General features: G+C 60.2%; 24 protein-coding genes, 4 tRNA genes and 1 riboswitch. Of the genes, 12 read left to right on the top strand and 16 right to left on the bottom strand.

What is annotated here, in order from left to right:
• The first annotated feature begins 31 nt into the window (after positions 1 to 31).
• From flgA to F6S12_RS00300, 4 genes are all read left to right on the top strand, one after another.
• Positions 32 to 793: a flagellar basal body P-ring formation chaperone FlgA gene (flgA, locus tag F6S12_RS00315; RefSeq protein ID WP_011062746.1), complete on the top strand. Its 762-nt coding sequence runs from the start codon at positions 32 to 34 to the stop codon at positions 791 to 793.
• Between the two features lie 151 nt (positions 794 to 944).
• Positions 945 to 1,262 (top strand): flagellar biosynthesis anti-sigma factor FlgM, encoded by a 318-nt coding sequence (flgM, locus tag F6S12_RS00310; protein ID WP_011062747.1) that lies wholly within the window; start codon positions 945 to 947, stop codon positions 1,260 to 1,262.
• Between the two features lie 48 nt (positions 1,263 to 1,310).
• Positions 1,311 to 1,778, top strand: a complete 468-nt coding sequence (locus F6S12_RS00305) for a flagella synthesis protein FlgN (protein ID WP_011062748.1) — start codon at positions 1,311 to 1,313, stop codon at positions 1,776 to 1,778.
• Between the two features lie 96 nt (positions 1,779 to 1,874).
• Positions 1,875 to 2,621 carry a flagellar brake protein gene (locus tag F6S12_RS00300; RefSeq protein ID WP_123431321.1) on the top strand — a complete coding sequence of 249 codons (747 nt, stop codon included), beginning with the start codon at positions 1,875 to 1,877 and terminating at the stop codon, positions 2,619 to 2,621.
• Between the two features lie 59 nt (positions 2,622 to 2,680).
• On the opposite strand, the gene F6S12_RS00295 is transcribed toward F6S12_RS00300, so the two are convergent.
• Together F6S12_RS00295 and F6S12_RS00290 are read right to left on the bottom strand one after the other, a co-directional pair.
• Complete coding sequence (locus F6S12_RS00295; protein ID WP_011062750.1) at positions 2,681 to 4,054, bottom strand: MFS transporter; 1,374 nt, start codon at positions 4,052 to 4,054, stop codon at positions 2,681 to 2,683.
• A gap of 72 nt (positions 4,055 to 4,126) precedes the next feature.
• On the bottom strand, positions 4,127 to 5,368 hold the full coding sequence (locus tag F6S12_RS00290; protein ID WP_169892267.1) for a glutamine synthetase family protein: 1,242 nt from the start codon (positions 5,366 to 5,368) through the stop codon (positions 4,127 to 4,129).
• A 319-nt stretch (positions 5,369 to 5,687) separates the two neighbouring features.
• Between F6S12_RS00290 and F6S12_RS00285 the strand changes: the two genes are divergently transcribed.
• Positions 5,688 to 6,632 (top strand): LysR family transcriptional regulator, encoded by a 945-nt coding sequence (locus tag F6S12_RS00285; protein WP_161466145.1) that lies wholly within the window; start codon positions 5,688 to 5,690, stop codon positions 6,630 to 6,632.
• Here F6S12_RS00285 and F6S12_RS00280 read toward each other — a convergent pair.
• Both F6S12_RS00280 and F6S12_RS00275 read right to left on the bottom strand, forming a co-directional pair.
• Entirely contained in the window at positions 6,620 to 7,309 is a 690-nt protein-coding gene (locus F6S12_RS00280) for a sensor histidine kinase (protein ID WP_011062753.1), read from the bottom strand. The two genes, F6S12_RS00285 and F6S12_RS00280, sit on opposite strands and share 13 nt — an antisense overlap.
• Positions 7,306 to 8,910, bottom strand: a complete 1,605-nt coding sequence (locus tag F6S12_RS00275; protein WP_015636670.1) for a tetratricopeptide repeat-containing response regulator — start codon at positions 8,908 to 8,910, stop codon at positions 7,306 to 7,308. The genes F6S12_RS00280 and F6S12_RS00275 overlap by 4 nt, the downstream gene beginning before the upstream one ends.
• Positions 8,911 to 9,448: 538 nt before the next feature.
• Between F6S12_RS00275 and F6S12_RS00270 the strand changes: the two genes are divergently transcribed.
• The 3 genes from F6S12_RS00270 to F6S12_RS00260 are packed head-to-tail and all read left to right on the top strand — an operon-like array spanning position 9,449 to position 13,675.
• Positions 9,449 to 11,776, top strand: a complete 2,328-nt coding sequence (locus tag F6S12_RS00270; protein WP_161466146.1) for a hypothetical protein — start codon at positions 9,449 to 9,451, stop codon at positions 11,774 to 11,776.
• Positions 11,767 to 13,008 (top strand): hypothetical protein, encoded by a 1,242-nt coding sequence (locus F6S12_RS00265; protein WP_053159805.1) that lies wholly within the window; start codon positions 11,767 to 11,769, stop codon positions 13,006 to 13,008. Before F6S12_RS00270 ends, F6S12_RS00265 begins: the two co-directional genes overlap by 10 nt.
• Positions 13,009 to 13,015: 7 nt before the next feature.
• A complete protein-coding gene (locus F6S12_RS00260) occupies positions 13,016 to 13,675 on the top strand; it encodes a DUF1266 domain-containing protein (protein ID WP_041119529.1) in 660 nt (219 codons plus the stop codon).
• A gap of 287 nt (positions 13,676 to 13,962) precedes the next feature.
• Here F6S12_RS00260 and F6S12_RS00255 read toward each other — a convergent pair.
• Positions 13,963 to 14,039: transfer RNA gene (locus F6S12_RS00255), tRNA-Arg, on the bottom strand.
• A 134-nt stretch (positions 14,040 to 14,173) separates the two neighbouring features.
• On the opposite strand from F6S12_RS00255, the gene F6S12_RS00250 reads away from it, so the two are divergent.
• Positions 14,174 to 14,572 (top strand): hypothetical protein, encoded by a 399-nt coding sequence (locus F6S12_RS00250; protein ID WP_230493578.1) that lies wholly within the window; start codon positions 14,174 to 14,176, stop codon positions 14,570 to 14,572.
• 23 nt (positions 14,573 to 14,595) lie between these two features.
• Positions 14,596 to 14,775: a PA3371 family protein gene (locus F6S12_RS00245; protein ID WP_041119533.1), complete on the top strand. Its 180-nt coding sequence runs from the start codon at positions 14,596 to 14,598 to the stop codon at positions 14,773 to 14,775.
• On the opposite strand, the gene phnN is transcribed toward F6S12_RS00245, so the two are convergent.
• Complete coding sequence (phnN, locus tag F6S12_RS00240; RefSeq protein ID WP_015636675.1) at positions 14,750 to 15,331, bottom strand: phosphonate metabolism protein/1,5-bisphosphokinase (PRPP-forming) PhnN; 582 nt, start codon at positions 15,329 to 15,331, stop codon at positions 14,750 to 14,752. The genes F6S12_RS00245 and phnN overlap by 26 nt on opposite strands.
• Positions 15,332 to 15,710: 379 nt before the next feature.
• Here phnN and F6S12_RS00235 point away from each other — a divergent pair, with 379 nt between their 5' ends.
• Positions 15,711 to 16,037 carry an Arc family DNA-binding protein gene (locus F6S12_RS00235; protein ID WP_003204761.1) on the top strand — a complete coding sequence of 109 codons (327 nt, stop codon included), beginning with the start codon at positions 15,711 to 15,713 and terminating at the stop codon, positions 16,035 to 16,037.
• A gap of 109 nt (positions 16,038 to 16,146) precedes the next feature.
• Here F6S12_RS00235 and mgtE read toward each other — a convergent pair whose 3' ends face one another.
• The 8 genes from mgtE to ltaE form a co-directional block, all read right to left on the bottom strand.
• A complete protein-coding gene (mgtE, locus tag F6S12_RS00230) occupies positions 16,147 to 17,589 on the bottom strand; it encodes a magnesium transporter (RefSeq protein WP_011062760.1) in 1,443 nt (480 codons plus the stop codon).
• A 420-nt stretch (positions 17,590 to 18,009) separates the two neighbouring features.
• Positions 18,010 to 18,086 (bottom strand) — tRNA-Arg (locus F6S12_RS00225).
• A gap of 72 nt (positions 18,087 to 18,158) precedes the next feature.
• Positions 18,159 to 18,235 (bottom strand) — tRNA-Arg (locus F6S12_RS00220).
• A gap of 107 nt (positions 18,236 to 18,342) precedes the next feature.
• Positions 18,343 to 18,433 (bottom strand) — tRNA-Ser (locus F6S12_RS00215).
• 62 nt (positions 18,434 to 18,495) lie between these two features.
• Positions 18,496 to 18,684, bottom strand: coding sequence for a carbon storage regulator CsrA (gene csrA / locus F6S12_RS00210; RefSeq protein WP_002554426.1), 189 nt, complete (start codon positions 18,682 to 18,684; stop codon positions 18,496 to 18,498).
• Positions 18,685 to 18,871: 187 nt separating this feature from the next.
• Entirely contained in the window at positions 18,872 to 20,113 is a 1,242-nt protein-coding gene (locus F6S12_RS00205) for an aspartate kinase (protein WP_011062761.1), read from the bottom strand.
• A 97-nt stretch (positions 20,114 to 20,210) separates the two neighbouring features.
• Positions 20,211 to 22,835, bottom strand: a complete 2,625-nt coding sequence (gene alaS, locus F6S12_RS00200) for an alanine--tRNA ligase (protein ID WP_041752492.1) — start codon at positions 22,833 to 22,835, stop codon at positions 20,211 to 20,213.
• A gap of 146 nt (positions 22,836 to 22,981) precedes the next feature.
• Positions 22,982 to 23,986, bottom strand: coding sequence for a low-specificity L-threonine aldolase (gene ltaE, locus F6S12_RS00195; RefSeq protein WP_011062763.1), 1,005 nt, complete (start codon positions 23,984 to 23,986; stop codon positions 22,982 to 22,984).
• A gap of 218 nt (positions 23,987 to 24,204) precedes the next feature.
• Positions 24,205 to 24,375, top strand: a riboswitch (FMN riboswitch).
• A gap of 121 nt (positions 24,376 to 24,496) precedes the next feature.
• Between ltaE and F6S12_RS00190 the strand changes: the two genes are divergently transcribed.
• Positions 24,497 to 25,006, top strand: coding sequence for a 6,7-dimethyl-8-ribityllumazine synthase (locus F6S12_RS00190; RefSeq protein WP_011062764.1), 510 nt, complete (start codon positions 24,497 to 24,499; stop codon positions 25,004 to 25,006).
• A gap of 58 nt (positions 25,007 to 25,064) precedes the next feature.
• Here F6S12_RS00190 and astE read toward each other — a convergent pair whose 3' ends face one another.
• Positions 25,065 to 26,075, bottom strand: coding sequence for a succinylglutamate desuccinylase (astE, locus tag F6S12_RS00185; RefSeq protein WP_011062765.1), 1,011 nt, complete (start codon positions 26,073 to 26,075; stop codon positions 25,065 to 25,067).
• A gap of 13 nt (positions 26,076 to 26,088) precedes the next feature.
• Positions 26,089 to 26,376 (bottom strand): hypothetical protein, encoded by a 288-nt coding sequence (locus tag F6S12_RS00180; RefSeq protein ID WP_011062766.1) that lies wholly within the window; start codon positions 26,374 to 26,376, stop codon positions 26,089 to 26,091.
• Between the last annotated feature and the right edge of the window lie 10 nt (positions 26,377 to 26,386).

Here is a 26,386-nt window from a genome sequence, read left to right as displayed (position 1 = left end):
TAAACGGCACGGCGCTTGCTTTTTAACTGTTATGAACGCCAAAACGACATTTTTCCGACGCCTGACATCCCGCTACCGCACTTTGCTGTGCGGGCTGTCGGCTCTGTGCATTTTAAACCCCGGCAACCCTGCCGTTGCTGATTCGGTCACCCTGCCTGATCTTCTTATCGGCGTCACTCAAGGGTTTCTTGAATTCACGGTAGAAGACTACCTGGCCACCAGTCAAACGGAAGGTCGCTATGAAATCCAGGTCAACCAGCTGGACCCGCGCATGCGCATGCCCAATTGCGACAAGGAATTGACAGCCAACCTGGAAAGCCCGGCCCAACCGCTGGGGCGGGTCACCGTCAAAGTGCGCTGCGAAGGCGCCTCGCCATGGACGGTATTCGTGCCGGCGCAGGTCAAGCTGTTTCGCGAGGTGGTCACCACTGCACGCCCGCTCAAGCGCGCCGGCATCATCGAACCGGAAGACGTGGTGCTGCGCGAACGGGACATCAGCCAGAACAATCAGGGCTACCTCACCTCAGTGGACCAAGCCATTGGTCAGAAACTTGTCCGACCAATGGTCGCCGACCAGCTCGTTACCCTGGCCCATCTGGAGCAGGCGGAAGTCGTGCGCAAGGGCGATCAAGTGGTGATATCGGCACGCAGCGGCACGTTGAATGTACGGATGCCGGGCGAGGCGCTGTCCAACGGCGGCATGAGCGAACAGATCCGGGTCAAGAACCTCAATTCGCAACGGGTGATCAAGGCCCGCATCACGGCGCCAGGGCAAGTGGAAGTGGCCATGTAGATAGCTGGCGCTCAAGCCGTGCGTTCCCTAAACTGTGGCCGATAAAGGGTCGCAGATACCTGACCTGGTTTGTCGACAATCGAGCCTAAAGTTTTTCAGGGTATGGCCGAAAACATGGCAAGCGTCCAAATACCCAGAGGTTTACTTCATCATGGTCATCGACTTCAGCCGTTTAAACAGCTCCCCTTCACTGACAGGCAGTACGCGTACCAGCACCAGCAAGGAAACCGGTGATGCCGGCAAATCCACGCCGCTGACAACCGCCGCCGAGACCAGCAAAAGCGGGGAATCGGTACACCTGAGCAATGAGGCTCAACAGTTGCAGAAAGTCACTGACAAGCTGCGTGATCAGCCTGCCGTCGACAAAGCCCGGGTGGCCGAGTTGAAGCAAGCGATTGCCGATGGCAGCTATAAGGTCGACAGCAACCGCGTAGCCAGCAAACTGCTTAACTTCGAAGCCCAGCGCTAGCCCCAGGCTTGCGCCAGGCTTTTGGACGCTTAATCCCCAAGGCCAGCCATGCACGACACCAACCTACTGCAATTGATCAACGATGACCTTGCTCCAGCGCAACACTTGCTGGAGCTGCTACGCGCCGAGTCTATCGCCCTCCACGGCCGCGACATGCCGCTGCTGGAAGATATCCTGGCGCAGAAGCAAGCCTTGGTCATCTTGCTGGAACAGCATGGCCGTAAGCGCACGCAAATTCTTGCCAGCCTGAACCTGCCGACCAACCGCGAGGGGCTCGAGCAACTGGCCAGCCACTCCAGCCTGGGCGCGCAATTGCTCGAACAGAGCAATGTCCTGACCCAATTGCTTGCCGAGTGCCAAGCTGCCAACGAGCTCAATGGTCGCTCGATCCAGATCCAACAGGCCACCACCGCCAACCAGCTGAAAATCCTCAATGGTGGCGAACCTCCTGCCCTATACGACGCCCGCGGCTCTACCTCAATGCTTGCGAAGCCACGCCCACTCAGTCAGGCTTAAACCCAAAAAATGAGCGCGCGCTACCAAGCCGTGAAACATGCTGGCAAAATGCTGGCTCCTGCGTGTAGTTGTATTTTGTCTGGAGATTGATGAACCGTGTTCAACGCCTCAAATGCGGAAGATACTCCGCAGCCACCCAAGGTGCTCACCACTGCGTTGGAGATCTCTTCCAACCTGCGGTTGCTGCAAGAGAGCCATGACCCGCTGATCATCACTTTCCACGAGCGTAGCCAGCGCTTCCAAAGCTATCTGGTGGAAGTGGACCGCGATAGCAACATGATCGCCCTCGACGAAATGATCCCCCGCGACGGTGAACGCTTCCTGCTCGCAGGCGAACCGTTTCGCGTTGAAGGCTTTCATGAAGGCGTACGCATCGCCTGGGAAAGCAACGGCTTGCCCACCCTCGACGAATCCAACGGCGGCCGCTGCTACCGCACCACCCTGCCGGACGAAGTGGTCTACCACCAGCGCCGCAACGCCTTTCGTGCCGCCCTCAAGCTGGCACAACTGGTAGACATCGAACTGAGCGGCGAGAAACTCAAATCGCCCCTCAGCGGCAAGCTGCTGGACATTTCCGCCACCGGCTGCAAATTGCGTTTCGACGGCGATATTTCCTCACGCCTGCAACTGGGCCAGGTTTACGAGCGCTTTATCGCCGCCCTGCCCTTCGGCAGCATGACGGCCCCGGTGGAACTGCGTTACCTGCACCACGAAGAACGCATCGACACCACCTTTGCCGGCGTACGCTTCCACAACATGAGCGGCCTGGTACAGCGCCAGGTCGAACGCTTCGTCTATCAACTGCAGCGCGAAGCTCGGCGCTTCGATAAAGACGACATCTGATTCAAAGGCATCAATGAAAACGGGCAGTGCCTTGCGGCAACTGCCCGTTTTTTTTGCGCCTAAGGCCTGGCCCCGCTGAGGTGTTCCCGGGCGCATTCCTCGGCAGGCGGTTCGTCCGCAGCCTGCGGAGTATCCGGTACAGACTCATCAGGCGCAGCTTCCGGCGCGGGCGCGCTCTGCATCTGGTCCTGAACCACCTGTTCGTCAACCCGCGGGTCCAGAGCCGCCACCAACGGTGAACTGGACATGCTGTCCGGCATCGCCACGTGATGCAGTGGCGCATCATCGACCTGATGCAGATTGGTCACGGCCTTCGGCCGAATCCGCCAGACCAGCACCAGGGCAAAGAAACTGAAGAAGGCGTAGAGCATTTGGCTACCGAACAACTTCATCAGCACCCCTGCCGCCAACGGACCAATACTCGCACCCACGCCATAGGTCACCAGCAGCATCGCCGTCAGCGAGACCCGTCGATCCCCTTCCACATGGTCATTGGAGAACGCCACCGCCAGTGGATAGAGACAGAACTGCACCAGGGAACACAGGAAGCCCAGAACAAACAGGACCTCCAGCGGCACCGAAGGCAGGATCGCCAGGGGCAAGGCCACCACCGCCAGGAACAAGGCAAAACAGCGGATCAGCAGCGCCCGGTCATAGCGGTCGGACAGCCAGCCCAGCGGCCACTGCACCACCAGCCCGGCGAAAATGCAGCTACCCATGAACAGACCCACCTGCTCGGTGCTCAAGCCCTGTTGCGAGGCATAGAGTGGCGCCAGACCGTAGAACGAACCGACGATCAGCCCCGAACCCAGTACCGTGCTCAGCGATTGCGGTACACGCTTGATAAAGAAGCGCGGCTCCATGGGTGCAGGGCGCAAGGGTGCCGGGTGAATGCGCCGGGTCATGGCCACCGGCACCAGGCACAGGGCAAAGCACAGCGCCACCAGCATCAGCAGCTCCAGGCCCAGGGCCGGGTGCATGACCAGTATCAACTGCCCCAGCACCAGGCCCAGGTAAGAGGCAATCATGTAGCCGCTGAACACCAGCCCGCGCTGCTTGGCGTCGGCCTGCTCATTGAGCCAGCTTTCGATGACCATGTACTGGCACATCATCCCCAGGCCCACGATCATCCGCAGCACCAACCAGGCCGGCAACCAGTCCACCAGGCCGTGGCCCAGCACCGCCGCGCCGACAATCCCGGCACAGGTGGCGTAGGCACGGATATGCCCGACCCGGGCAATCAGTCGGTGCCCCAGCTTGCCCCCCAAAACCAGGCCGAAATAGTTGGCCGCCATCAAGGCCCCCACCCATAGCCCGTCGACATGATCGGCGGCCAGGCGCAGGGCCAGATAAGTGCTGAGCAGGCCAGAGCCGATCAGCATCATCAGCGACGCGAAATAAAGCGCTCGAAAGGATTTCCAGATTTGGCGCATCGGCGTTCCGAGCGGCTCCTTGAATGAGGTATCGAGCCCCGGCAAACCGGGGCCCGACCAGCGACGGTTCGGTTATGCCTGGGCCGCTAACACACGCCGCTCCCAGGGAGTAATTTCATCAAAGAAACTGGTCAACTCCATGGTCTTCGAAGCGATGTAGCCTTCGATGAACTCGTTGCCGAACAGTTCCCTGGCCAACTGGCTACGTTTCAGACGCTCCAGGGCCGCATGCAAGGTACAGGGCAACGAAAGATTGTCCGGCACTTCGAACTCACCCTGGATGGCAGCGGTTGGCTCCAACTCGTTCTCGATGCCATGCAAACCTGCTGCCAGGCTCGCGGCGATCGCCAGATAAGGATTGGCGTCCGCCCCCGGCAGACGATTTTCCACCCGTCGCGCCACCGGTGAACTGGCCGGAATCCGCAGGCCTGCGGCCCGGTTGTCGTGGGACCAGCACGCATTGTTCGGCGAAGCGTAAGGATGACACAAGCGCTGATAGGAGTTCACATTGGGGGCGAACAAGGCGGTGAAGTCGGCGAGGCCGGCCTGCAGGCCGCCAATGAAATGCCGGAACATCGCCGTAGGTTGCCCGGCGTCGTCACTGAAAACGTTACGGCCGTTACCCATCTCCACCAGGCTCTGGTGTATATGCATCGAGCTGCCCGGCGTGTGAGCCAAGGGCTTGGCCATGCAGACCACGATCAGGCCGTGCTTGAGCGCCACCTCCTTGAGCAGGTGCTTGAACAGGAAGGTCTGGTCCGCCAACAACAGCGGGTCACCGTGCAACAGGTTGATTTCGAACTGGCTGACGCCCATCTCGTGCATGAAGGTATCGCGGGGCAGGCCCAGGGCGGCCATGCCTTCGTAGACCTCCTTGAAGAATGGCCGCAGACCATTGTTGGAACTCACGCTGAACGCCGAATAGCCTTCCTCCCGGCGCCCATCCAGGCCGACCGGCGGCCGGAAGGGCTGCGCTGGATCGTCATTGGCCGCGAACACGAAGAACTCGAGCTCGGTGGCCACCACCGGCGCCAGGCCCAGGGCGGCATAACGGGCGATTACCTGCTTGAGCTGCCCACGAGTGGAGAGCCGCGAACTCTCGCCGCTGAGCTCATCGGCGTCACAGATGGCCAGCGCTCTGGGCGTTTCGCTCCAGGGCAGGCGGTGGATCTGCCGGGGGTCGGCATTGAGCGCCAGGTCGCCGTCGTCGCTGCCGTAGAAACGTGCTGGCGGATAACCGCCCATGATGCATTGCAGCAGCACCCCCCGCGCCATCTGCAAGCGCCGCCCTTCGAGGAACCCCTCGGCGGTCATTACCTTGCCCCGCGGCACGCCATTCAGATCCGCGGTGACACATTCGATCTCATCAATGCCCGTCAATCGCTCGGCGAGTGAACTGTGGCCATCGGTTGTCATGACTCAATCCTTGTTGTTATACGAGCCGCGAACGGCGACCCGTACAAAATACGCACCACCCGTTCAGGATTTCAAGCAGGCGCGAGTAAAATCCCCGGCCCTGCCCCCACTGGCGGGGCAAGCAGGCCTCCAGCCTTGTTACAGGTCCATGGTGTCCATCAATCAGGACAAGGGAGTAGGCTCGGCACGTCGCCTACGCCAACTTGAGGGAGCGCCCATGCTGGGAAGCCTTGCCGATATTGATTTGCGGATGCTGCGGGTGTTCTGCGCCATCGTTGATGCCGGCGGGTTCACCGCAGCCCAGGCACGGCTTAACACCAGCCTGTCGCGACTGAGCGTGGTGGTCCGGGACCTTGAGGAGCGCCTGGGCTACTCCCTGTGCAGGCGCGGCAGCAGCGGATTTCAGCTGACCGATCAGGGCCAGGAGCTGTTCGAGGCAGCACAGTTGCTGTTCGCCGACATCGAGCGCTTTCGCCAGCACGCCAACCGCCTCGGCCCCATCACCCGCGAGCAGTTGCAGATCGGCAGTGTCGACAGCCTGATCAGCCTGCCCTATGCCCCCCTGTCCCTGGCCCTGGGCCATCTGCGCCGGCGCCTGCCCCAGGTACGGCCGAACCTGCACCTGATGCGCCCCGACGAATTGGAACAGGCCGTGCTCGATGAACGCCTGCACCTGGCCATCGGCGCTTTCCACCATCAACTGTCGGGGTTGCACTATCAGCACCTGTTCGAGGAGGAACAGAACCTCTACTGTGCCAGCAGCCATCCGCTGTTCCCGCGCACCGACGAAACACTGACCCTGGAAGATATCTGCGCCGCCGACTATGTGAGCCGGGGCTACATGGCGGAGCACCAGCGCCCCCATGACCTGCACTTCAACCAGAGCGTCAGCGCCTACGCCATGGAGGCCATCGCCACGCTGATTTTCTCCGGCACCTACCTGGGTTACCTGCCCAGCCACTACGCGGCGGCCTGGGTAGCCAAGGGCCAACTGCGCGCCTTGCTACCCGAGCGCCTGGCCTACCGCTCGCACTTTCACTGCATCACCCGCCAGGGCCAGGAACCCAAGGTCGCACTGGCAACCTTTCTGGAATGCCTGGCCCTGGCCGGGCGGCAACTGGGCGAGGCACACCTTCAACCACTCGCGGCTCAGGGCAAGTAGAGCTTGAACAACCCGCCGCCCAATGGGCCGCCGTTGCTGATCCGAGTGTGGCCGCACACGCCATTGCGCTGATGCAATTCGGCAATGCGCCCAGCAAAGTACAGGCCCAGCCCGGTGCTGCCGCTGCTTTGATTGATGCCCTGCACATAGTCGGCCTGACGCTCGATCATCCCTTGGGGATAGCCTTCGCCATCGTCGTTGATGGACAGCACCACCTGCCCTTCCTCATCACTGACGCTGATCAGCAGGGCATGACGCGCATGGCGAATGGAATTGTTGATGCAATTGGCCAATACCGAGGCGATCAGCTCACGATCGAAGAACCCCAGGGGGCTCAGCGGATCGACTTCATAGGCGGCGGAAATACCACGGCTCTTGAACACGTCCTGGTGGCTCACCAGTTGCGCTTCGATGAAGTCATCCAGTTCGTGGTAGGCCGGCTGCAACGGCAGCTGGTTGATCCCCAGCTTGTACAGCCCCAGCAGTTGCACCAGCATGCCGTTGAGGTGGGCGAACTGATAGTCGATCACCCCCTGCTCTGGCGCATTCTGCTGCTCGGGCAAGCGCGCCAGCCACTGGGCGTGAGCCTGCATCAGCATGGCCAGGGAGTTCTTCATGTCATGTACGGTGGAGGCGATCACCGTGGAAAAGTCGAGCGCCTGTTGCTTTTCGATCATTGGCCAAACGCCTTGCTTCGCAGCTTCTGATAGCGCGGATAACGCGCGTCGGTATCGGGCATCATGCCCACCAATTTAAGGCACGCCCGGCATTCTTCCAGGAGTGCCGCGTCCGGATTGGCGTCGGCGCCGTGCAGCAGCGACTGGGCCATGTTCAGGGCAATACTGATGTTCTTCGGTTGCATGGCCAGGGCCTTGCGGAACAACTCCCGCGCTTCCGCGAGGTTGCCGCCCTTGTAGCTGCGCACGCCCTGACGGTTGATATCGGCGGCGGCATTGGAAGAACTGAGGATAGTCGGGTCGTCGGTCAGCTTGGCGATGTTCTGCATGACCTTCGGATCATCACCATAGATCTCCGCACAGTTCTTGAGCATCGAAGCACCGGCACTGGCCTGCCCCAGCATCTGCAGTTGCTTGGCCACCAGCAGCGCCGCTTCGGGGCTCATGAACTGCTCCATGCCGTCCAGGCGCAGCAGCGCCTGCTCGGTGAGTTTTTCCGCGGTCTCGGCATCATTGAGCAACAGGCTCGTGGCCTTCATCAGCCGCGCGCGAATCTGCAGGCCCGGGTCAGTGGGATTCTCCTTGGCCACGGCACTCAGGGTCTGGTTGATTTCCAGCCGGGTGCGCGTGTCCAGGCCCCTCTCACTGCCCTTGCTGATCAGGGCATGGGCCAGCCCGAGGTTGCTTTCCGGGTCCTTGAAACGCGACTGCGCGCCCTGGGACACCGCCTGGCGATAGGCCCGGGAGGCGCTGTCAAAGTCTTCGTTGGCCATGGCCAGCTTGCCCAGCAATGCCTGGCGCCGCACGGCCAGGGGAGAAAGGCGCACCGCCTCTTCCAGCACGTTCTGGGCCCGCTGGGTATCGCCTTCGGCTACCAGCACCTCTGCCAGCCCGTCGTAGAGGCCCGGCATCATCGGAAAGGCCTTCAAGGCCTTTTCATAAACCGCCTTGGCCTCGCCAACCTGCCCGCGCTTGAACAGCAGGCGCCCCAGCCCGACGTAGGCCCAGGGCAGTGGCCGGTCCGCCAGGATGCTGTTGTACAGGCGCTCCAGGGCCTCGTTCTGATGCATGTCGCGCAGGGCATCGGCGCGGTAGCGCAGGCACAACGGCGCATAACGCGGGTCCTGCTTGCACAGGGCGATGCAGGCGTTGAGCACCTCCACCGGCTTGCCCCGGTCAAGGGCCTGGAGAATGGGTTTGAGCAACGTCTTGCGCTGCTGCAGGCGCTCCAGGCGCTGGGCCAGACCGGAGCGGTTGAAAGGCTTGGTCAGGTAGGCATCGGGCTCATGCTCCAGGGCACTGAGCACCATGGCCTGGCTGCTCTCGGCGGTGACCATGAGGAACACGCTCTCATGGCTGATGAGCTTTTCCAGCATCAGGTCTTCGAGCACCTGCTGGCCGTTTTTCTTGCCGTCGCCCAGGTGATAGTCCTGGAGGATGAAGTCGTAGCGCTTCTGCGCGCACATGCGCAGGGCCTGCTCGCCAGTGTCGGCGGTGTCTACATCCTTGACGCCCAGCTCACGCAGCATCGAACGCACCGAACTGCGGAAGTCCGAGAAATCATCGACGATCAAAAAGCTCTTTTGGTGGTACGCCAGCATCGAAGATTCCAGGCAAGTAAGAAGATCAATCCAAAGACAGCAGGACCCACCCGGCTTCGCAGCCTGTTTTTGGCGCGCAGATAATAGCTGCTGGCCACGGGCTATCAAGCACTTTCCGGTCGGCCTGTGATCCAGGCCGCCACTTGGGAACACAATTGTCCACTGAGGTTATCGGCCGGATTACGCATTCCCTTATAGCCGACGGGCGGCATTTCACCGCGGATTACACAAGTCTCGACCAGCCCGTGTACTCAGCCGTAAAAGAGGCCCGTTTGCACGCTCAAACCTTGGATTCTGAAACATCACCTGATAGCGTGCTGCGCCTCACAGCCTCGATCGTTTCTTGCCGGAAATGCCCCTGCATCGCAGAGGGTCTGCCGCGCAATAAAGGGTCCATCAGTCGCAAGCGCCTCAGGCTTGCGACCCGGGTGTCGAAGGATCGGCATGACACCCCACGGAGGTACCAACGACGAGGAAGTGCCGGTCTGCCAGGCAGTGCATCACGTGATGCGCAGGTCATTATCAAATGGAGTTAACGATGGCGCATAACAGCAGTGCGATAACCGGCATTGAACTGGAACAGTTCATGGACCGCCTGGAGGCGCAACAGCAAGAACAGGAAACCGATGCCCTGCTGGCTCAGTTGCAGGCACAACCGCTGCAGGCCGACTCCCTGGCGTCCATCGACCGCCTGCACACCCTGTGGATGCAGGCCGGTGATTCAGCGGCAGCCCGGGCCGTCATCGATCGGGATGGCGACGCTCTTGTACAAGCCGCCCCAGAGCCGGCCCGCGCCGAGCTGATGATGAACCTGGCTATCCTGCGCCTGCGGGTCGCCAACTACCTCGATGACGAGCCAACCCTGATCGAAGTGCTCGGACAGCTCGAACAGATGGCCACGCAAACCCTGGATTTCAATGTCGAGCATTACCGCCGCTATCGGATCTTCGACGATCTGGAACGCGCTAGTTGTGAAATAGCACTGAAAACCATCGAAGTGCGCTACGCCCTGACCTTGGGCAACCCTGCCCGCGCGGCCCTGCGTGCCTGGGATGCCGCCGATCAGTATCAGCGCCGCGCCCGAGTCCTGGCCTACCACGACCGCAATGAAGAGGCCCGTAGTGCAGCCCTGGAGGCGGTCAACGCCGTACGTACCGCCGGCCCGGACCAGGATATCGATGAAGGCGACTGGCTGTGGTTGGGCAACTCGCTGATCGAGATCATTCCGCTGCGCCTGGCACTGTTCGAGCAACCCATCGCGCAACTGACCGCTGGCCGCTCCCTGCCCCAGCGCCGCGAATGGGAAGTGCGCACTGCACGCTTGGCGGCCCGCGCCCTGCACGCCCAGGGCGACCTGGCCGGCGCCCTGAAGATCTGCAATGCCGCAGCCCTGAGCCTGGATTCCGACGGGGGCAACAACTTTATCGAATACGAATTGCCCTGGCTGATGGAAGCTGGCCGCATCGACGAAGCCGGATTTCGCGCATTCATCGATGTCTATGACCGGCAAACCGAGCTATGGCCAGCCACCGCCCGCCTGGTACTCGATCGCCTGCAGGACCCTGATGAGCGCAGTGCCTGGTGGCCGATTTGCGTGATGCGTGCCTGTATCACCGAGGAAGTGCTGCAGAGCTTCCTGCAAGCACTGCCAAGTATCGAAACCAGCGAGTCTGCCACCACGCCACTGCTGGCCGCCCTCTCCCTGGCCATGGAGGACCTGCAAGCTGGCGACGCGCTGTATACCGAAGCTCGTGCAGAAGCGGTGCGTCGTGCGCCCGATCACCCCTGGATCACCCGCCTGGCAGCCGTGCATGACGCTGAGCACGGCCTGATCGATGCGGCCACTGAAGTCAGCCTGCTGCAAACCGCCATCCAGGCGGGCCGCATGCAAGACAACCGCAGTGCGTTTTCGCTGTTTGCCGCTCGGATCAACAGCCAGGGGATTATCGAGGCACTCAAAGCGCCCAAGCCCGTCCTGTCCTGCGGCAAGCACGCCTACAACTACGCACTGGGCATTGAAGACCTGGCCGAAGCAGAAGCCGACAAATTGCCCCCGGACGCCCGGGACCAGGCCTATGCGTTGCTGCGCGAAGCCCAGAGAGATGCCTACGAGCAGGGCCAGGCCCATATGGAGCGCTATTTCGCCAGCGGCAGCGGCCACCCCTACGATGCCTGCGCGCACCTGTATTCCATGCTCTGCAACAACCTGGCGATCAACTACCGCTACTACAACCCGATTCGCTACGAAGACGCCATCGAACTGCATACAAGGGGCATCGCCGCCAGCCCATTCGCCGAACACTACAACGGGCTGCTCAGTGCGCGTATCAGCCTGGAGGATCTGCCCGGCATTATCGATGCCGCGGAACAGCTTTGGCATTATTCGGCCGAGTTCGGCTACAGCCGCCACAACCCGGATGAATACGTAGCCTCGGTGGCGTACGCCCTGTACAAGCTCGATCGCGACAATGAGATCCTCATCTGGCTCGAACGCCTGCTCAAGTGGCAGGAAGAGCAAGGCGTCAGCGATCAGCAACTGGACAGCTCGGCGCTGTTTGCCCGGATCCAGGTCGCACGCTACCTGGCCCATGCCCATCCGGACAACGCCGACAGCCTCTGGCAGCGTTACCAGCCGGCGGTACTGTCCTTGAACGAAGTCTCGGTCATGTCCGCCTCGGTGGACTTCCTCAAGGCCCGGGGGCGGGCCGCCGAAGCCATTGACTACTGCGCACGCACCCTGGCCCTGTGTGCCCCGGACGACGATTACGACATCCGGTGCCGTGCCCGGATCGAGCAAATCCTGAGCGAGCTGCAAGCCCCGGCTCAACCGGCCGGCAAGAAAAACTGGTGGCAGATATGGAAGTAAGCGCCGACAAGCGCAGCCCCAGCTACGCCCCGCGCAACCTGCTCAATGCCGATGAACAGAAACGCGGTATCACCCAGCGCAGCCAGCAGCGCAGGGACGAGCAAGCAGTGCAGGGTTGGCTGTTGAACCACTTCTATCGCCATCTGGTAGGCAACTTCGAACCGGCACGACGCATCCAGTCCCTGGATGACGCCTGTACGGCCCTGGGTAGCGACTCGGTGCCGGCCTGGGTGAACGGCTATTTCGAGCGCGCTGCCAAGGCGCAATCCGAAGACCCCGCCAAAGCCCTGGCGCCCCTGGTCTGGATCGACCCGCAGGAGCCGCAGCTGCTGCACCAGGAAGCCCAACTGGTGGAGTTCCTGACCTCACGCAAAGGCACGGCTCTTGAGGGCAAGCTGGATCGCATCACTTGCCCGCAAGCGCTGGCATTGTGGGAAAGGGAGCATGCACAAATGGCGGCCCGGGTCGATCAGGGATGGCGCCAGAGCTCTGCCCAAGCCCTGACCGTGACCCTTACCTGTGCCGAGCACACCTGGGTCGAACTGCGCCCGCAAAGCCCGCTGTTGCGGGCCGAGATGGCTTTTGAAAGCTACGTGATGCGCCATTGCCTCGGGCAGTTCGCCGACCGTCGGGCCCTGACCGGCGGCTACGGCGAGCGTTACGCCGAAGCGGTGGAACAACAGGGCATGCGCGTGTTCAGCCTGCGCGATGCTCAAGGCCAACCCCACATCACCGTCAGCCTGATCATCCAGGACGACGGTGCACTGACGGTGGAGCAGGTCAAAGGCAAGCAGAACCGCCCGCCCGTCGAACGTTATTTCCACGACCTGCTGCGCTTTCTCAACACCCTGGGTACCGACCAACAGACCCCGGCCGACTGCATTGCCATCGGCATAGTGCGTACCGAGGCGGGTTGGCTGCGTATCGAAGAAGTCAGTGATCCTCAAACCCAGACCCGTCTGGTAGCCCGTTACCCACAGTTGTTCCGACGGCTGGAAGCCCCTTCGGCCATGGTCGAGTGGCTGGTCGCGGCACGCCAGTCCGACCTGCTGCTGGAGGTCGCGCCCCAGGCGCCGACCGTCAAGTACGCCACCCGCCACATCTTCAAGAAAACCCCCTTGCCACCACGTCAGGCCGAGGACCCGCAGTATCGGACCGAAGGCGTGCCCTGGTCAGATATGTCCCCATCCCTGGCCGAAGAAATCAGCACATGGCAAAACAGAAGCAGGTAATACGCAGATGATGACGGTAATTGTCGTGCTATTCGGCGCCTGGCTGGGCTGGCGTCACTTTCGCCGCCCGTCGGGAACATCCCTGGTGGTATTCACACCACGTAAGCGTTGGGCACTGACACTGGCACAACCCATGGTCGATGCCACCGGAATGACCGGTTTCTACGACCCCGATACCACCCACTTCATGGATCAGGCGAAAAGCACCCTGCGGGCCTCGTTGCTGCACCAGATCGGTTTTCGCAGCAACGCCACCGACGACGAAGTCTGCGCCCATCTCAATGGCACCCTGGAGCGCCAGTGGTTTCGTATTGACCTGCATAGCCTGAATCCCAGTGACGACCCGCGAGCAGCCATGGCCTTCGCCTGCGTGCGCAGCGCATTTTTTGTCCGTTGCGCCATGTTGATGAGCTGGCTCGAACCTGAAACAGGGTGGCGTATCATGCTGCTCAACGCCCAGCGGGCCCAGGACTGCTTCAACGATTGGGAAGACTTCGGCAAGGCCTTCATGCTGGGCCGCCAGCAATGGATAGCCGCATTCAGGGCCGATTCGCTGGGAACTTCATTCAATGAAGCGAAGCTGAGCCAGTTGCTGGCACCCGGCAGCGGAGTGTGGGCAAGCGTCGACTGGAAGGGATTGCCGGCGCTCTGTCCGGTAGCGGATTGATATTTCTGGCCCTGGCGACAAGCAGCCAGATCAGCAAAACAACGTGAATCCTTGCAGGCCATCAAAAACACTCACTGTGGCCCTGTGCACAAGCACGTAGCCCCACGCTGGTCCGGCTGGCACCAATACAAGAAAAAGGGAGCGTTATTTAACGTGCCCCTCGCATAGAAGAAATCAAAAAAGCCCCGCCGGAGGATCGCCCGGCGGGGCTTTTCTTTATTCTTTCGCTCCGGGGTCCAAGAACAGATCAACCGCGCAGGGATCAGCCCAGAAAGATACGAATTATATGGTGTCCCAGGGCAGGTTCGAACTGCCAACCTTCCCCTTAGGAGGGGGATGCTCTATCCAATTGAGCTACTGAGACAAAACAGCGAGCGCCATTGCGGCACGGCGCGGAGGACGGCGTGCATGTTAACGGCCAAGGCTGCATTTGTCATGTGATCCATAGGGCTTTTTGCAGGAAGCATCAGGCTCGCCCCGCGGCTTCGATACCGCGTCGTGCAAATTGCATCACTGCAAAAAGCCATCATTGCAAAATGCAATTCAAGAGACTTTAAAAATCAGCTCAACATATTGTTTTTAAAGACTTTATCGCCAGGTAAACTCTTGGCACGCAGGCTGCTTAATCAGTGGATAAACACTGAGGAGATGCCGCCCATGAATAGCGCTCTGTTGCTCTTGAATGCGATTGCCATCGCCGTATTGGCGGCCTTTCACTTTCAACCTGCAGATGACGCTGCCCCTGGCGGGACATCCTTCGCCCATTACCAGCAACGCCTGGCACCCCAGCTGGCAGTCATGAACACCCAGATTGAGCCTGGCTCAGTGACCCGGGTTACCCAGGGAAAAGCCTCGCAACAGCCAGCCGCCGCACCCACTGAACGCTGGGTATTTTGAGACCGAGACTACAGGAGCCATTTATGTCCACCGCCGCCAAAAGCCTGCTTGTTCTGACGCTACTCAGCGCCATTGCCGCTGTGTTCCTGCCTGAAGAACCTCTGGGCAGCGCGCCACTGATCATCAGCGGCTCACTGTTCGGCCTGTTCCTGCTGGCACTGCTGGCTGGCCGCAAGATCAAGTTCGACCCTGTATTGCGCTGATACCGTGCTCTTGCAATATGCCTAAGAGGCGCCTCAAGGTAACCTGCAATTCGGCAGAATTATCCAGGCGAACCACTCCCTCCTCATCCAGCCAGCCGGCATGGGCAAACTGTTCATTACGCTGCAGGCGCTCTTCTATCTCCGGCAGGCTTTCCCTGGCCCGACGCAGCAAGCGACGGCGTAATACTTCGTTATCAACCGTCAGAACTATCGGAATCAGATCGGGATACCGAGCTCGCGCCCTGGACAGATAGCCTCTGGACCCGTTGACCAGGACATTGCGCCCCTGCGCCAACCAGCTATCGATCACCACGGGAATCCCATAACCCAGGCCATTGGCCTGCCAGAACAAAGCGAAATCCCCCCGGCCTACTCGTCCCGCGAACTCCTCGGCGGTGACCTCAATCGCCTCCTCTCCCACCGACTCGGCAGAGCGCGTGATCACCCTTCTTGCCACTTCACAGCCCAACGCACTTAAAGGCTGCCGGGCCGCATCAATCAGGCTATCCTTGCCGGCCCCTGAAGGCCCCATCAAGTAGATCAACCTACCCGGCATGGGTGGCTGCTCCGCAGAGCACAACTAGTAAATCGGCCATTTGCCACTATCCTCTGACAGGTAGGGATTACACTTTCACCCGCATAGCATGCACCTTCGTCGGTGCACTGACACTCCCGCAGGATGGGAGAATGCGGCCAGCAACGCGGACCCGACGAACTTTTCAAACCAGTCCGCATTTCTGATAATTGGTGCTGGCATAACGCCTTTATCCAGTTCAATATTTGTCACAGAATTGACGCCAAGGATCTGGCAATTTTGAGGCATGATGCGGGCCTCTTAACAATTCAGGTTGAACATTTGGCATTCAGGCTTGTCCTAAAAGACAGCCCGCGGCCAATTCCGAGAACCGCTCCCCCTGAACTAACCGGTTAAATATATGCGCCCATTGAAACAGGCAATTTATTCCAGCCGTACGGCTGACAAGTTCGTCGTACGTCTACCCGACGGGATGCGTGAACGCATTGCCGAGGTGGCTCGCAATCATCACCGCAGCATGAACTCCGAAATCATCGCGCGCCTGGAACAGAGTCTTATTCAGGAAGGCGCCTTGGGTGAAGAGCTGAGCATGCGCCTGGACAGCCCCGAACTGTCCTTGCATGAGCGCGAACTGCTTCAACGTTTCCGCCAACTCTCACATCGCCAGCAAAACGCTTTGGTTTCGCTGATCGCCCATGACGCTGAAATGGCCGCAGACGCCACCTGATTGCATCTCGCAAGCTCAAGCCAGCCTAGTCGCTGGCTTTTTTTTGCCCCGCCAAAAGCAGCGAAGCGCCATTTAGGCGCTTCGTCGGTAACCAACAGGGAAGAACGGCTCAAAGCAGGAAAATGGTCGCCAGGCCGAGAAAGATGAAAAAGCCGCCACTGTCAGTCATGGCGGTGATCATCACGCTAGCGCCCATCGCCGGATCACGCCCCAGGCGCGCCAGGGTCATGGGGATCAGAACTCCCATCAGCGCCGCCAGCAGCAGGTTCAAGGTCATGGCAGCAGTCATGACCACCCCCAGCGACCAGCTCCCGTAGAGCATGTACGCCACGACACCGATCACCCCACCCCAGACCAGGCCATTGATCAGGGCTACGGCCAGCTCTTTACGCATCAAGCGCGAGGTGTTGCCAGTGCTCACCTGGTCCAGGGCCATTGCCCGGACAATCATGGTGATAGTCTGATTACCCGAGTTGCCACCGATACCCGCAACGATGGGCATCAGGGCCGCCAACGCCACCAGCTTTTCAATCGAGCCCTCGAACAGCCCAATCACCCGGGACGCGACAAACGCGGTAATCAGATTGATCGCCAGCCAGGCCCAACGGTTGCGCAGGGATTTCCAGACCGAGGCGAAGATGTCTTCCTCTTCCCGCAGACCGGCCATGTTGAGGACTTCGGTCTCACTTTCCTCACGAATCAGGTCGACCATTTCGTCGATGGTCAAACGACCGATCAACTTGTCGTTCTTGTCGACCACAGGGGCCGAAATCAGGTCATAACGCTCAAACGCCTGAGCCGCGTCGTAGGCATCTTCATCCGGATGAAAACTCACCGGATCACTGGCCATGACCTCGGCGACCTGCTTGTCCGGGTCATTGACCAGCAGACGCTTGATCGGCAGCACCCCTTTGAGCACGCCGTCGTAGTCCACCACGAACAGTTTGTCGGTGTGGCTTGGCAATTCTTTCAGACGACGCAGATAACGCAGGACCACTTCCAGGCTGACATCCTCGCGGATGGTCACCATCTCGAAGTCCATCAGCGCACCGACCTGCTCCTCATCATAGGACAGCGCGGAGCGAACGCGCTCACGCTGCTGGCCGTCGAGAGCCTCCATCAGCTCATGGACGACGTCTCGCGGCAGCTCGGGGGCCAGGTCAGCAAGTTCGTCAGCGTCCATCTCCTTGGCGGCAGCCAGGAGCTCGTGATCGTCCATGTCGGCGATCAGGGTTTCACGTACGGAATCGGATACTTCGAGGAGGATGTCGCCGTCACGCTCGGCCTTGACCAACTGCCAGACGGTCAGACGCTCTTCCAGAGGCAAGGCTTCAAGGATGTAGGCAACGTCAGCAGAGTGCAGATCATCGAGCTTGCGTTGCAACTCGACGAGGTTCTGCCGATGGACCAGGTTCTCGACCCGGTCATGATGATGGCCTTCCTGACGGTGCGTCAGGTCTTCAACTACCCGCTGGCGCTGCAGCAGCTCGACGACTTGAGCCAGGCGGTCTTGCAGGCTTTCCTGCGTTTTCTTTACTTCTACTTCGGTCATAGGCGAACTCCACTCCCAGCAGAGGAGCACGCCGGAAGGATCAATCAGTCAGTTCATGATTGTTAAAACGGGATACTGAGTAACTACTGGGTAAGTCCATGGAGGTATTCCACAAGCCCCGGCGGGGCTGACGGGCGCAATCATACACCGCTTGACGGTTTTAAACGTTAAAAAATCGCGGCAAGAACAAGCGCTTGCGGCATAAAGCTGAGCAACGTCCGAATCTATGAGACTGCGACGCCTCGACAGAAAAAGAAAACACACAGCACAGGAAAAAAGTCGGAGAGACAGACTCACAGGCATTGCATTCGACTTCCGCCGGGCAAAGCCGTTCCAGCCCAGGAGGGCAAAAGAGATAAAGGAGGATAAAAAGGCAGAAAGCAAAAAGCCCGCATCTTTCGATGCGGGCTTCCTGATGTATGGTGCACTCGACAGGATTCGAACCTGTGACCGCTCGGTTCGTAGCCGAGTACTCTATCCAGCTGAGCTACGAGTGCATTTTGTGTTTTTAGACCAGACCACAACTGGTTGAAGCCAAGTTAACTACATAACTGTAACTAACTCTTAAATGGTGCACTCGACAGGATTCGAACCTGTGACCGCTCGGTTCGTAGCCGAGTACTCTATCCAGCTGAGCTACGAGTGCATTTGTTGCCGCGCATTATAGGCCGTTAAATCTTTTTGTAAAGCACTTTTTCTAGTAATTTCAACAACTTACAGAAGAAGCCAGATTACAACGTACTAAGCAAATAATGGCGGAGAACGGGGGATTCGAACCCCCGACACCCTTTTGAGGTGTACTCCCTTAGCAGGGGAGCGCCTTCGGCCACTCGGCCAGCTCTCCGCAACACGGGGCGTATATTAACCAGCTTTCTCCCCGTTTGCAAACAAAAAAAACGATAAAAATTAATGGCTTGGTTCTTCGTCCTTCTCTTTCTTAATCCGCAGGTAAATTTCCTCACGGTGAACCGCCACTTCTTTGGGGGCGTTGACACCAATACGCACTTGATTACCTTTGACGCCGAGCACGGTCACAGTGATCTCGCCATCACCAATGATCAGGCTTTCTGCGCACCGACGAGTCAGAATCAGCATACCTTTCTCCTCACGCATTACATTTTCAGGGACTACAGTCTGCAAAAAAAAGGGTGTTGGCCTACAACCGGGTCGGCTGCAGTCCTACACGCCTAAGTATTGACTAGCACGGGCAAAAGAACAGTTTTCTCCCGTGCCGATCAAAAACACAAAGGGCGCGGTCAGACCGCGCCCTTTCAAACACGCATCACTCGCCCTGTCGGGCCGGAGCGTCGAGCTCGAAAGCGGTATGCAGCGCACGTACCGCCAACTCCAGGTACTTCTCCTCGATCACCACCGAAACCTTGATTTCAGAAGTGGAGATCATCTGGATGTTGATGCTCTCTTTAGCCAGGGCCTCGAACATGCGGCTGGCAACGCCCGCGTGGGAGCGCATGCCGACACCAACGATCGATACCTTGGCGATGTCTGTGTCGCCTACCACTTCGCGGGCACCGATTTCACGTGCGGTGTTTTCCAGCACGGTCTGGGCCGCCAGGTAGTCATTGCGGTGCACGGTGAAGGTGAAGTCGGTGGTGTTATCGTGCGAAACGTTCTGCACGATCATGTCGACTTCAATGTTCGCCGCGCTGATCGGGCCAAGGATCTTGAAGGCCACGCCAGGGTTGTCTGGCACGCCACGGATAGTCAGCTTGGCTTCATCGCGGTTGAAAGCGATGCCGGAAATGATCGGCTGTTCCATGGATTCCTCTTCATCAATAGTAATGAGGGTGCCCGGACCCTCCTGAAAGCTGTGCAGAACGCGCAGCGGAACGTTGTACTTGCCAGCAAACTCGACCGCACGGATCTGCAGCACCTTGGAACCGAGACTGGCCATTTCCAGCATCTCTTCGAAGGTGATCTTGTCCAGGCGCTGAGCCTTGGGCACAACCCGCGGATCGGTGGTGTAGACGCCGTCCACATCGGTATAGATCTGGCACTCATCGGCCTTCAGAGCCGCCGCCAGCGCCACACCGGTGGTGTCGGAACCACCACGACCCAGGGTGGTGATGTTGCCGTGCTCGTCAACGCCCTGGAAACCGGCAACCACTACCACACGACCGGCTTTCAGATCGCCACGAATCTTCTGATCATCAATCTGCAGGATTCGCGCTTTATTGTGAGCGCTGTCGGTGAGGATGCGCACCTGGTTACCGGTATAGGACACCGCCGGAACACCGCGCTTGATCAACGCCATGGCCAGCAACGCGATAGTCACTTGCTCGCCGGTGGAGACGATCACATCCAGCTCACGGGGAACCGGTTTGGCTTCGCCACTGATCTGCTTGGCCAGATCGATCAGGCGGTTGGTTTCGCCACTCATCGCCGACAGCACGATCACCAGGTCATCGCCGGCTTCGCGGAACTTCTTCACCTTGTCGGCGACCTGCTCGATCCGCTCGACAGAGCCGACCGAAGTGCCTCCAAATTTCTGTACGATCAAAGCCATTTTCTAAGCCGCCTCAGCCCGTAAAGGGGCGCCCGTTAAACAATCAAACTGCACAGCGCAAGGACCCGCCACTAGACGACGGGCCCGGCTCGGCGCCTTAAATACCCTGCTCGACAAATGGCACGGTCAGGGCCAGCGCGGCATCCAGTGCAGCGGCATCAACACCGCCGCCCTGCGCCATGTCTGGACGACCACCGCCCTTCCCGCCCACTGCCGCAGCGGCTTGCTTCATCAAATCACCGGCTTTGAGTTGGCCAGTCAGGTCCTTGGTTACACCGGCAACCAGTACGACCTTTTCCTCATGGACACTGCCGAGCAGGATCACTGCGCGGCCGAGTTTGTTTTTCAACTGATCCACCAGCGCCAGCAGCGCCTTGCCGTCCTGGCCGTCAAGACGCGCAGCCAGCACTTTCACGCCCTTGACGTCTGCCGCCTGAGCGGACAGATCATCGCCCGCGGCGCTTGCAGCCTTGGCCTGCAACTGCTCGAGTTGCTTCTCCAGCAAGCGGTTGCGTTCCAGCACTGCTGACAGCTTGTCGATCAGGTTGTCGCGGCTGCCCTTGACCAGGGTCGCCGCTTCCTTGAGTTGTTCTTCCGCCGCATTCAGGTACGCCAGGGCCGCAGCACCAGTCACTGCCTCGATACGACGCACGCCGGAAGCCACACCGCCTTCGCTGGTGATTTTCAGCAAGCCGATATCGCCGGTACGATTGGCGTGGATACCGCCACACAGCTCTACCGAGAAGTCGCCGCCCATGCTCAGTACGCGCACGCTGTCGCCGTACTTCTCGCCGAACAGCGCCATGGCGCCCTTCTTCTTGGCGGTATCGATATCAGTTTCTTCGGTTTCCACCGGGGTGTTCTTGCGAATCTCGGCGTTGACGATGTCTTCCAGCGCCTTGATCTGCTCGGGCTTGATCGCCTCGAAGTGGCTGAAGTCGAAACGCAGGCGCTGGCTGTCCACCAGCGAGCCCTTCTGCTGTACGTGTTCGCCCAATACCTGGCGCAGCGCAGCGTGCAGCAAGTGGGTGGCCGAGTGGTTCAGCGAGGTCGCGTGGCGCACTTGCGCGTCGACCTGGGTTTCAACCGGCGCACCAACAGTCAGGCTACCCTTGGCCAGCACGCCATGGTGCAGGAAGGCACCGCCGGTCTTGGTGGTGTCGCGCACGTCGAAACGCGCGTTGCCAGCCTGAAGATAACCGCAGTCACCGATCTGGCCGCCGGATTCGGCATAGAACGGGGTCTGGTCAAGAATCACCACACCCTCTTCGCCTTCGCTCAGCACGTCGACCGATTGCCCTTCCTTATAAAGAGCAACCACTTTCGCCGAACCGCTGGTGGCGTGGTAACCGGTGAACTCGGTGGCCACGTCGACCTTGACCAGGCTGTTGTAGTCCATGCCGAAAGAACTGGCGGAGCGGGCACGCACACGCTGGGCTTCCATTTCGCGCTCGAAGCCTTCCTCGTCGAGAGTCAGGTTGCGCTCGCGGGCGATATCGCCAGTCAGGTCCATCGGGAAACCGTAGGTGTCGTACAGCTTGAACACCACGTCGCCCGGCACCACCGAGCCCTTGAGCTCGGCCAGGTCCTGCTCGAGGATCTTCAAGCCCTGCTCCAGGGTCTTGGCGAACTGCTCTTCTTCGGCTTTGAGCACACGCTCGATGTGCGCCTGCTGGGACTTCAGCTCCGGGAAGGCTTCGCCCATCTCGGCAACCAGGGCGGCAACGATCTGATAGAAGAAGCTGCCCTTGGCGCCCAGTTTGTTGCCGTGACGGCAAGCGCGGCGAATGATCCGGCGCAGCACATAGCCACGGCCTTCGTTGGACGGCAGTACGCCGTCGGCAATCAGGAAGCCGCAGGAACGAATATGGTCCGCCACCACTTTCAGCGAAGCCTGGGCATCGTTGGTGCAGCCGATGGCCTTGGCTGCCGCATCCAGCAAGCTCTGGAACAGGTCTATCTCATAGTTCGAGTGCACGTGCTGCAGCACCGCGCTGATCCGCTCCAGGCCCATGCCGGTGTCCACCGACGGCGCGGGCAGCGGGTGCAACACGCCATCGGCGGTGCGGTTGAACTGCATGAACACGTTGTTCCAGATTTCGATGTAACGGTCGCCGTCCTCTTCCGGCGAGCCGGGCGGGCCGCCCCAGATATCGGCGCCGTGATCGTAGAAAATCTCGGTGCAAGGGCCGCACGGGCCGGTATCGCCCATGGTCCAGAAGTTGTCGGACGCGTAAGGCGCACCCTTGTTGTCGCCGATACGCACCATGCGCTCGGCGGGTACGCCGACTTCCTTGGTCCAGATGTCGTAGGCCTCGTCGTCGGTGGCATACACCGTGACCCAGAGCTTTTCCTTGGGCAGGTTGAGCCACTTGTCGGAGGTCAGGAAGGTCCAGGCGAAGGTGATCGCATCACGCTTGAAGTAGTCACCGAAGCTGAAGTTGCCCAGCATTTCGAAGAAGGTGTGGTGACGAGCGGTATAACCGACGTTTTCCAGGTCGTTGTGCTTGCCGCCGGCGCGGACGCACTTCTGGCTGCTGACAGCGCGGGTATAGGCGCGCTTTTCCTGCCCCAGGAAGCAATCCTTGAACTGGTTCATCCCCGCGTTGGTGAACAGCAGGGTGGGGTCGTTGCCTGGGATCAAGGAGCTGGAGGCTACACGGGTGTGGCCTTGCTCTTCGAAGAAGCGGAGGAAGGCTTCACGGATTTCTGCGCTTTTCATTAGGTTCTTCCACGGAGACTGCGGCCAAAGGCCTGTGCGCAACGTCAACAGACGAAACGACGGCAAAGGGCCGCATTATATCGGCGTTAATCACTAGGTACAGCGTGTTTGTACGATACAAACAGTCAATTGGACGGAGAACACTGTCAGTTACGGGAAAACTCGGCAAAAGTGCTCAGCACGTGCTCGATTTGCCCGGCGCTGACGTCCAGATGAGTGACCAGACGCAACCGTGATGCGGCGCTGAGCTTGATCCCGCGCTCGGCGGCGAACGCCTTGAGCGCCTCGGCCCGATCCCCCATCTCTACATACACCATGTTGGTCTGCACCGGCTCGACACTGTAGCCCACCCGCCGCAGGCCATCGGCCAGCAATTGTGCATGGGCGTGGTCGTCGGCCAGACGCTGTACCTGATGGTCCAGGGCATACAGCCCCGCTGCCGCCAAACCGCCTGCCTGGCGCATGCCGCCACCGACCATCTTGCGCAGGCGCCGGGCCTTGGCGATCAGTTCCACCGAGCCACACAGCACCGAGCCCACCGGCGCACCTAGACCTTTGGACAGGCACACCGACACCGAATCGAAATGCTCGGCAATCACCCGTGCATCCACCCCCAGCTTGACCGCTGCGTTGTACAGCCGCGCGCCATCCAGATGCAGGGCCAGCCCGTGTTCCCGGGTAAAGGCCCGCGCCTGGGCCAGGTAGGCCAAGGGCAGCACCTTGCCCTGCATGGTGTTTTCCAGGGCCAGCAGGCGGGTGCGGGCAAAATGAAAGTCATCGGGCTTGATGGCCGCAGCCACCTGGACAAGGTCCAGCGAACCGTCAGCCTGCAATTCCAGTGGCTGGGGCTGGATAGAGCCGAGTACCGCCGCGCCCCCGCCTTCATATTTATAGGTATGGGCCTGTTGCCCGACGATGTACTCGTCGCCCCGCTCACAGTGAGCCATCAAGGCCAGCAGGTTGCTCATGGTGCCCGAGGGCACGAACAGCGCCGCAGCAAAACCCAGGCGCCGCGCCAATTCACCTTCCAACCGATTGACTGTCGGATCTTCGCCGTACACATCATCCCCGGTGGGCGCACTGGCCATGGCATCGAGCATGCCAGGGGTCGGCTGGGTCACGGTGTCACTACGAAGATCGATCACGCTCATCACATCTGGCCTCGGCTGTGGGACCTGCAAGGTCCGCTCTTGAACAGGGGGAACTCCCTTTCGAAACGAAACTGCGGCCATGGCCGGCAATAATCAAGCAACAACTGTAGAAAAGCCTGAGTCTGGCGTTGAAAAATCCGATGAGAATTATCCAAAAGGTGCGATGCGTCTCGCGAGGATCTGTGTTAAAAACTCACCGCCCGCGAAAAATTGCGGGCAAACGTTCTCAGGGCGGGGTGCAATTCCCCACCGGCGGTAATTGCGTGCAATGCGCATAGCCCGCGAGCGCTTGGCGAGACTGGTGGCTTGGCCACAGGTGACGACAAGGTCAGCAGACCCGGTGTGATTCCGGGGCCGACGGTCATAGTCCGGATGAAGAGAGAACGGGATTGGCGCCAAAGGGCCGTTGCCGGGCAGTTCGTGGGAAATCCACGACCGTTCTGCGCGCACCCTTAAATCCCATTCGATTCATATATGCCCTGTTTTTCACACAAACAGGAGTCAGAACAGATGCAACCCACTGCAATCGATAGCAAAAGCAAACACCACCCCAACGAGCGCGTCGCCTTTATCCAGGCCTGCTGGCACAAGGAAATCGTCGATCAGAGCCGTCAGGGCTTCGTCACTGAAATGCTCGCCCAGGGCTATCAGGAATCCGATATCGACTTCTTCGAAGTCGGCGGCGCCTTCGAAATCCCGCTGCACGCCAAACTGCTGGCCAAATCCGGTCGTTATACCGGGATCGTTGCTGCCGGCCTGGTGGTGGACGGTGGCATCTACCGTCACGAGTTCGTCGCCCAGTCGGTCATCAGCGGCCTGATGCAGGTGCAACTGGAAACCGAAGTACCGGTCTTCTCGGTGGTGCTGACCCCGCATCATTTCCATGCGGGTGAAGAGCATCAGAAGTTCTTCTTCGAGCACTTCGTGCACAAAGGCCAGGAAGCGGCGAGAACCTGTGCCGACACCCTGCAGAAGGTCCGCGCCCTGCGCCGTAACGAGCAGCGTGCGGTAGCGGTTTAAGCGGTAGCGGTATCGCCGGCGAGCCGGCTCCTGCGGGGGCCCGGCTTGCCGGCGAACCTCAGGCTAGGCCGTCGGCCGTGGCCGGCACAATCAGAATCCCTGCGCGCAAACCGTTCTTCACCTTGGGATTGGGGAAAATGATCCGTGCCCCCGTCTCCTCGATGACCCAGCGGGTCTGGGCGATATCCTCGGCCAGCAGGTAACCCACTTCCAGTTCGGAAAAGTTCTCGATGTCTGCCGGCAGATGCAGGTGGAAGCTGTCGCTGTGCTTGATGACTTCCCGAGCCACGCTGAACAACTGCAACCCGTCGAGGCTGTCCTGCTCCGCAGGTGGTTCGCTACCGTCGATGATCTGCTTGAGCCGGGTTTCCAGGCGTTCGACATTGACCCCCTGGTTCTGCCCGAATGGCCGTGCCTTGCCCAACTCCAGGGTGAAGGACTCGGCCCCCAGCTGATCGTAGGTGTAGGCACTGAAGACGATGGAGGGCTTGTTCTGCAACAGCACCGCTTCCATACCGGCAGCCCGCAGGCGGGCCAGCTCACGGCGTGAATGCTGACGTCCGTCCTTCCATGGGTACAGGGCAAACTGCTCGATCTTCGAGCCGCGGATTGCCGTGTGCAGGTCGTAGTGCAGGCGCTGGCGATCGGGCTGGCTGAAGAAGCTCGCCGCCAATCGCTCCAGTTCACAAGCGCGCAGGGCTTCGAAACCACTGCTCGATTCATGCCGGCCATTGAATAGCCGGTTGACGTCCTGTTCGACAAAACGCTCGCCGCGGCGCATGGCCTCGGGGTTGCCGAACAGGAACAGGATACGTGCGCGGGGCTTCAGATCGCCCCGGGCGATGTCATGCAACAAGCGGTCGAGCAGCTCGATGGGAGCCGTCTCGTTGCCATGGATTCCCGCTGACAGCAGCAGGTCCAGGCCATTATCGCGAGCCTCGGGCGGCCGCACTTCCAGCGCCCCCTCGCTCAGCCAGCGCATGCGCACGCCGTCGACAGTCAGTTGAGTCTTCTCCGCCGGTTCACGGCCGGCGAGGGTCAGTTCAAGCAGTTTGCCGAGGGCGAGCATAGAGCGGACTTCCTTAGTGGGCGTGGCCGCAGTCAGGGCCGTGCACGTGATCATCGTCACCGGCATCGGCCGGCTCCATTTCCAGTTGCAGGCTGACCAGGTTGGTCGCCAGCGGGCGCAGCAGCAGGCTGGCGTATTCCGCATCACCTTCTTCCACATCCACGCCGATCAGCAGCTGGCCGCGGCCGTCCTGCTGGATCCACACTTCCTTGCCCTGCCACAGCACGGCGAAGCGGGTGCAGGACGTTTCCAGCTGAGTGCCGTCGGTGTCTTCAAGGATCAGCTGCAGGGTATCGCTCATGGGTCGGTTC

The sequence above is a fragment of the Pseudomonas sp. JV245A genome (assembly GCF_032424515.1).
GTDB lineage: Bacteria > Pseudomonadota > Gammaproteobacteria > Pseudomonadales > Pseudomonadaceae > Aquipseudomonas > Aquipseudomonas protegens.
The sequence above is the reverse complement of the archived record's forward strand: the minus strand, read 5'-3'. Positions and strand labels throughout refer to the sequence as shown.

Coding starts and splice junctions, on each gene's coding strand:
- F6S12_RS00245 (WP_041119533.1), top strand. CDS start 14,596: ATGTCCACCGCCGCCAAAAGCCTGCTTGTTCTGACGCTACTCAGCGCC.
- F6S12_RS00285 (WP_161466145.1), top strand. CDS start 5,688: ATGCTGGGAAGCCTTGCCGATATTGATTTGCGGATGCTGCGGGTGTTC.
- F6S12_RS00260 (WP_041119529.1), top strand. CDS start 13,016: ATGATGACGGTAATTGTCGTGCTATTCGGCGCCTGGCTGGGCTGGCGT.
- phnN (WP_015636675.1), bottom strand. CDS start 15,331: ATGCCGGGTAGGTTGATCTACTTGATGGGGCCTTCAGGGGCCGGCAAG.
- mgtE (WP_011062760.1), bottom strand. CDS start 17,589: ATGACCGAAGTAGAAGTAAAGAAAACGCAGGAAAGCCTGCAAGACCGC.
- alaS (WP_041752492.1), bottom strand. CDS start 22,835: ATGAAAAGCGCAGAAATCCGTGAAGCCTTCCTCCGCTTCTTCGAAGAG.
- F6S12_RS00190 (WP_011062764.1), top strand. CDS start 24,497: ATGCAACCCACTGCAATCGATAGCAAAAGCAAACACCACCCCAACGAG.
- flgM (WP_011062747.1), top strand. CDS start 945: ATGGTCATCGACTTCAGCCGTTTAAACAGCTCCCCTTCACTGACAGGC.
- F6S12_RS00305 (WP_011062748.1), top strand. CDS start 1,311: ATGCACGACACCAACCTACTGCAATTGATCAACGATGACCTTGCTCCA.
- F6S12_RS00295 (WP_011062750.1), bottom strand. CDS start 4,054: ATGCGCCAAATCTGGAAATCCTTTCGAGCGCTTTATTTCGCGTCGCTG.
- F6S12_RS00265 (WP_053159805.1), top strand. CDS start 11,767: ATGGAAGTAAGCGCCGACAAGCGCAGCCCCAGCTACGCCCCGCGCAAC.
- flgA (WP_011062746.1), top strand. CDS start 32: ATGAACGCCAAAACGACATTTTTCCGACGCCTGACATCCCGCTACCGC.
- ltaE (WP_011062763.1), bottom strand. CDS start 23,986: ATGAGCGTGATCGATCTTCGTAGTGACACCGTGACCCAGCCGACCCCT.
- astE (WP_011062765.1), bottom strand. CDS start 26,075: ATGCTCGCCCTCGGCAAACTGCTTGAACTGACCCTCGCCGGCCGTGAA.
- F6S12_RS00275 (WP_015636670.1), bottom strand. CDS start 8,910: ATGCTGGCGTACCACCAAAAGAGCTTTTTGATCGTCGATGATTTCTCG.
- F6S12_RS00235 (WP_003204761.1), top strand. CDS start 15,711: ATGCGCCCATTGAAACAGGCAATTTATTCCAGCCGTACGGCTGACAAG.
- F6S12_RS00180 (WP_011062766.1), bottom strand. CDS start 26,376: ATGAGCGATACCCTGCAGCTGATCCTTGAAGACACCGACGGCACTCAG.
- F6S12_RS00280 (WP_011062753.1), bottom strand. CDS start 7,309: ATGATCGAAAAGCAACAGGCGCTCGACTTTTCCACGGTGATCGCCTCC.
- csrA (WP_002554426.1), bottom strand. CDS start 18,684: ATGCTGATTCTGACTCGTCGGTGCGCAGAAAGCCTGATCATTGGTGAT.
- F6S12_RS00290 (WP_169892267.1), bottom strand. CDS start 5,368: ATGACCGCCGAGGGGTTCCTCGAAGGGCGGCGCTTGCAGATGGCGCGG.
- F6S12_RS00270 (WP_161466146.1), top strand. CDS start 9,449: ATGGCGCATAACAGCAGTGCGATAACCGGCATTGAACTGGAACAGTTC.
- F6S12_RS00205 (WP_011062761.1), bottom strand. CDS start 20,113: ATGGCTTTGATCGTACAGAAATTTGGAGGCACTTCGGTCGGCTCTGTC.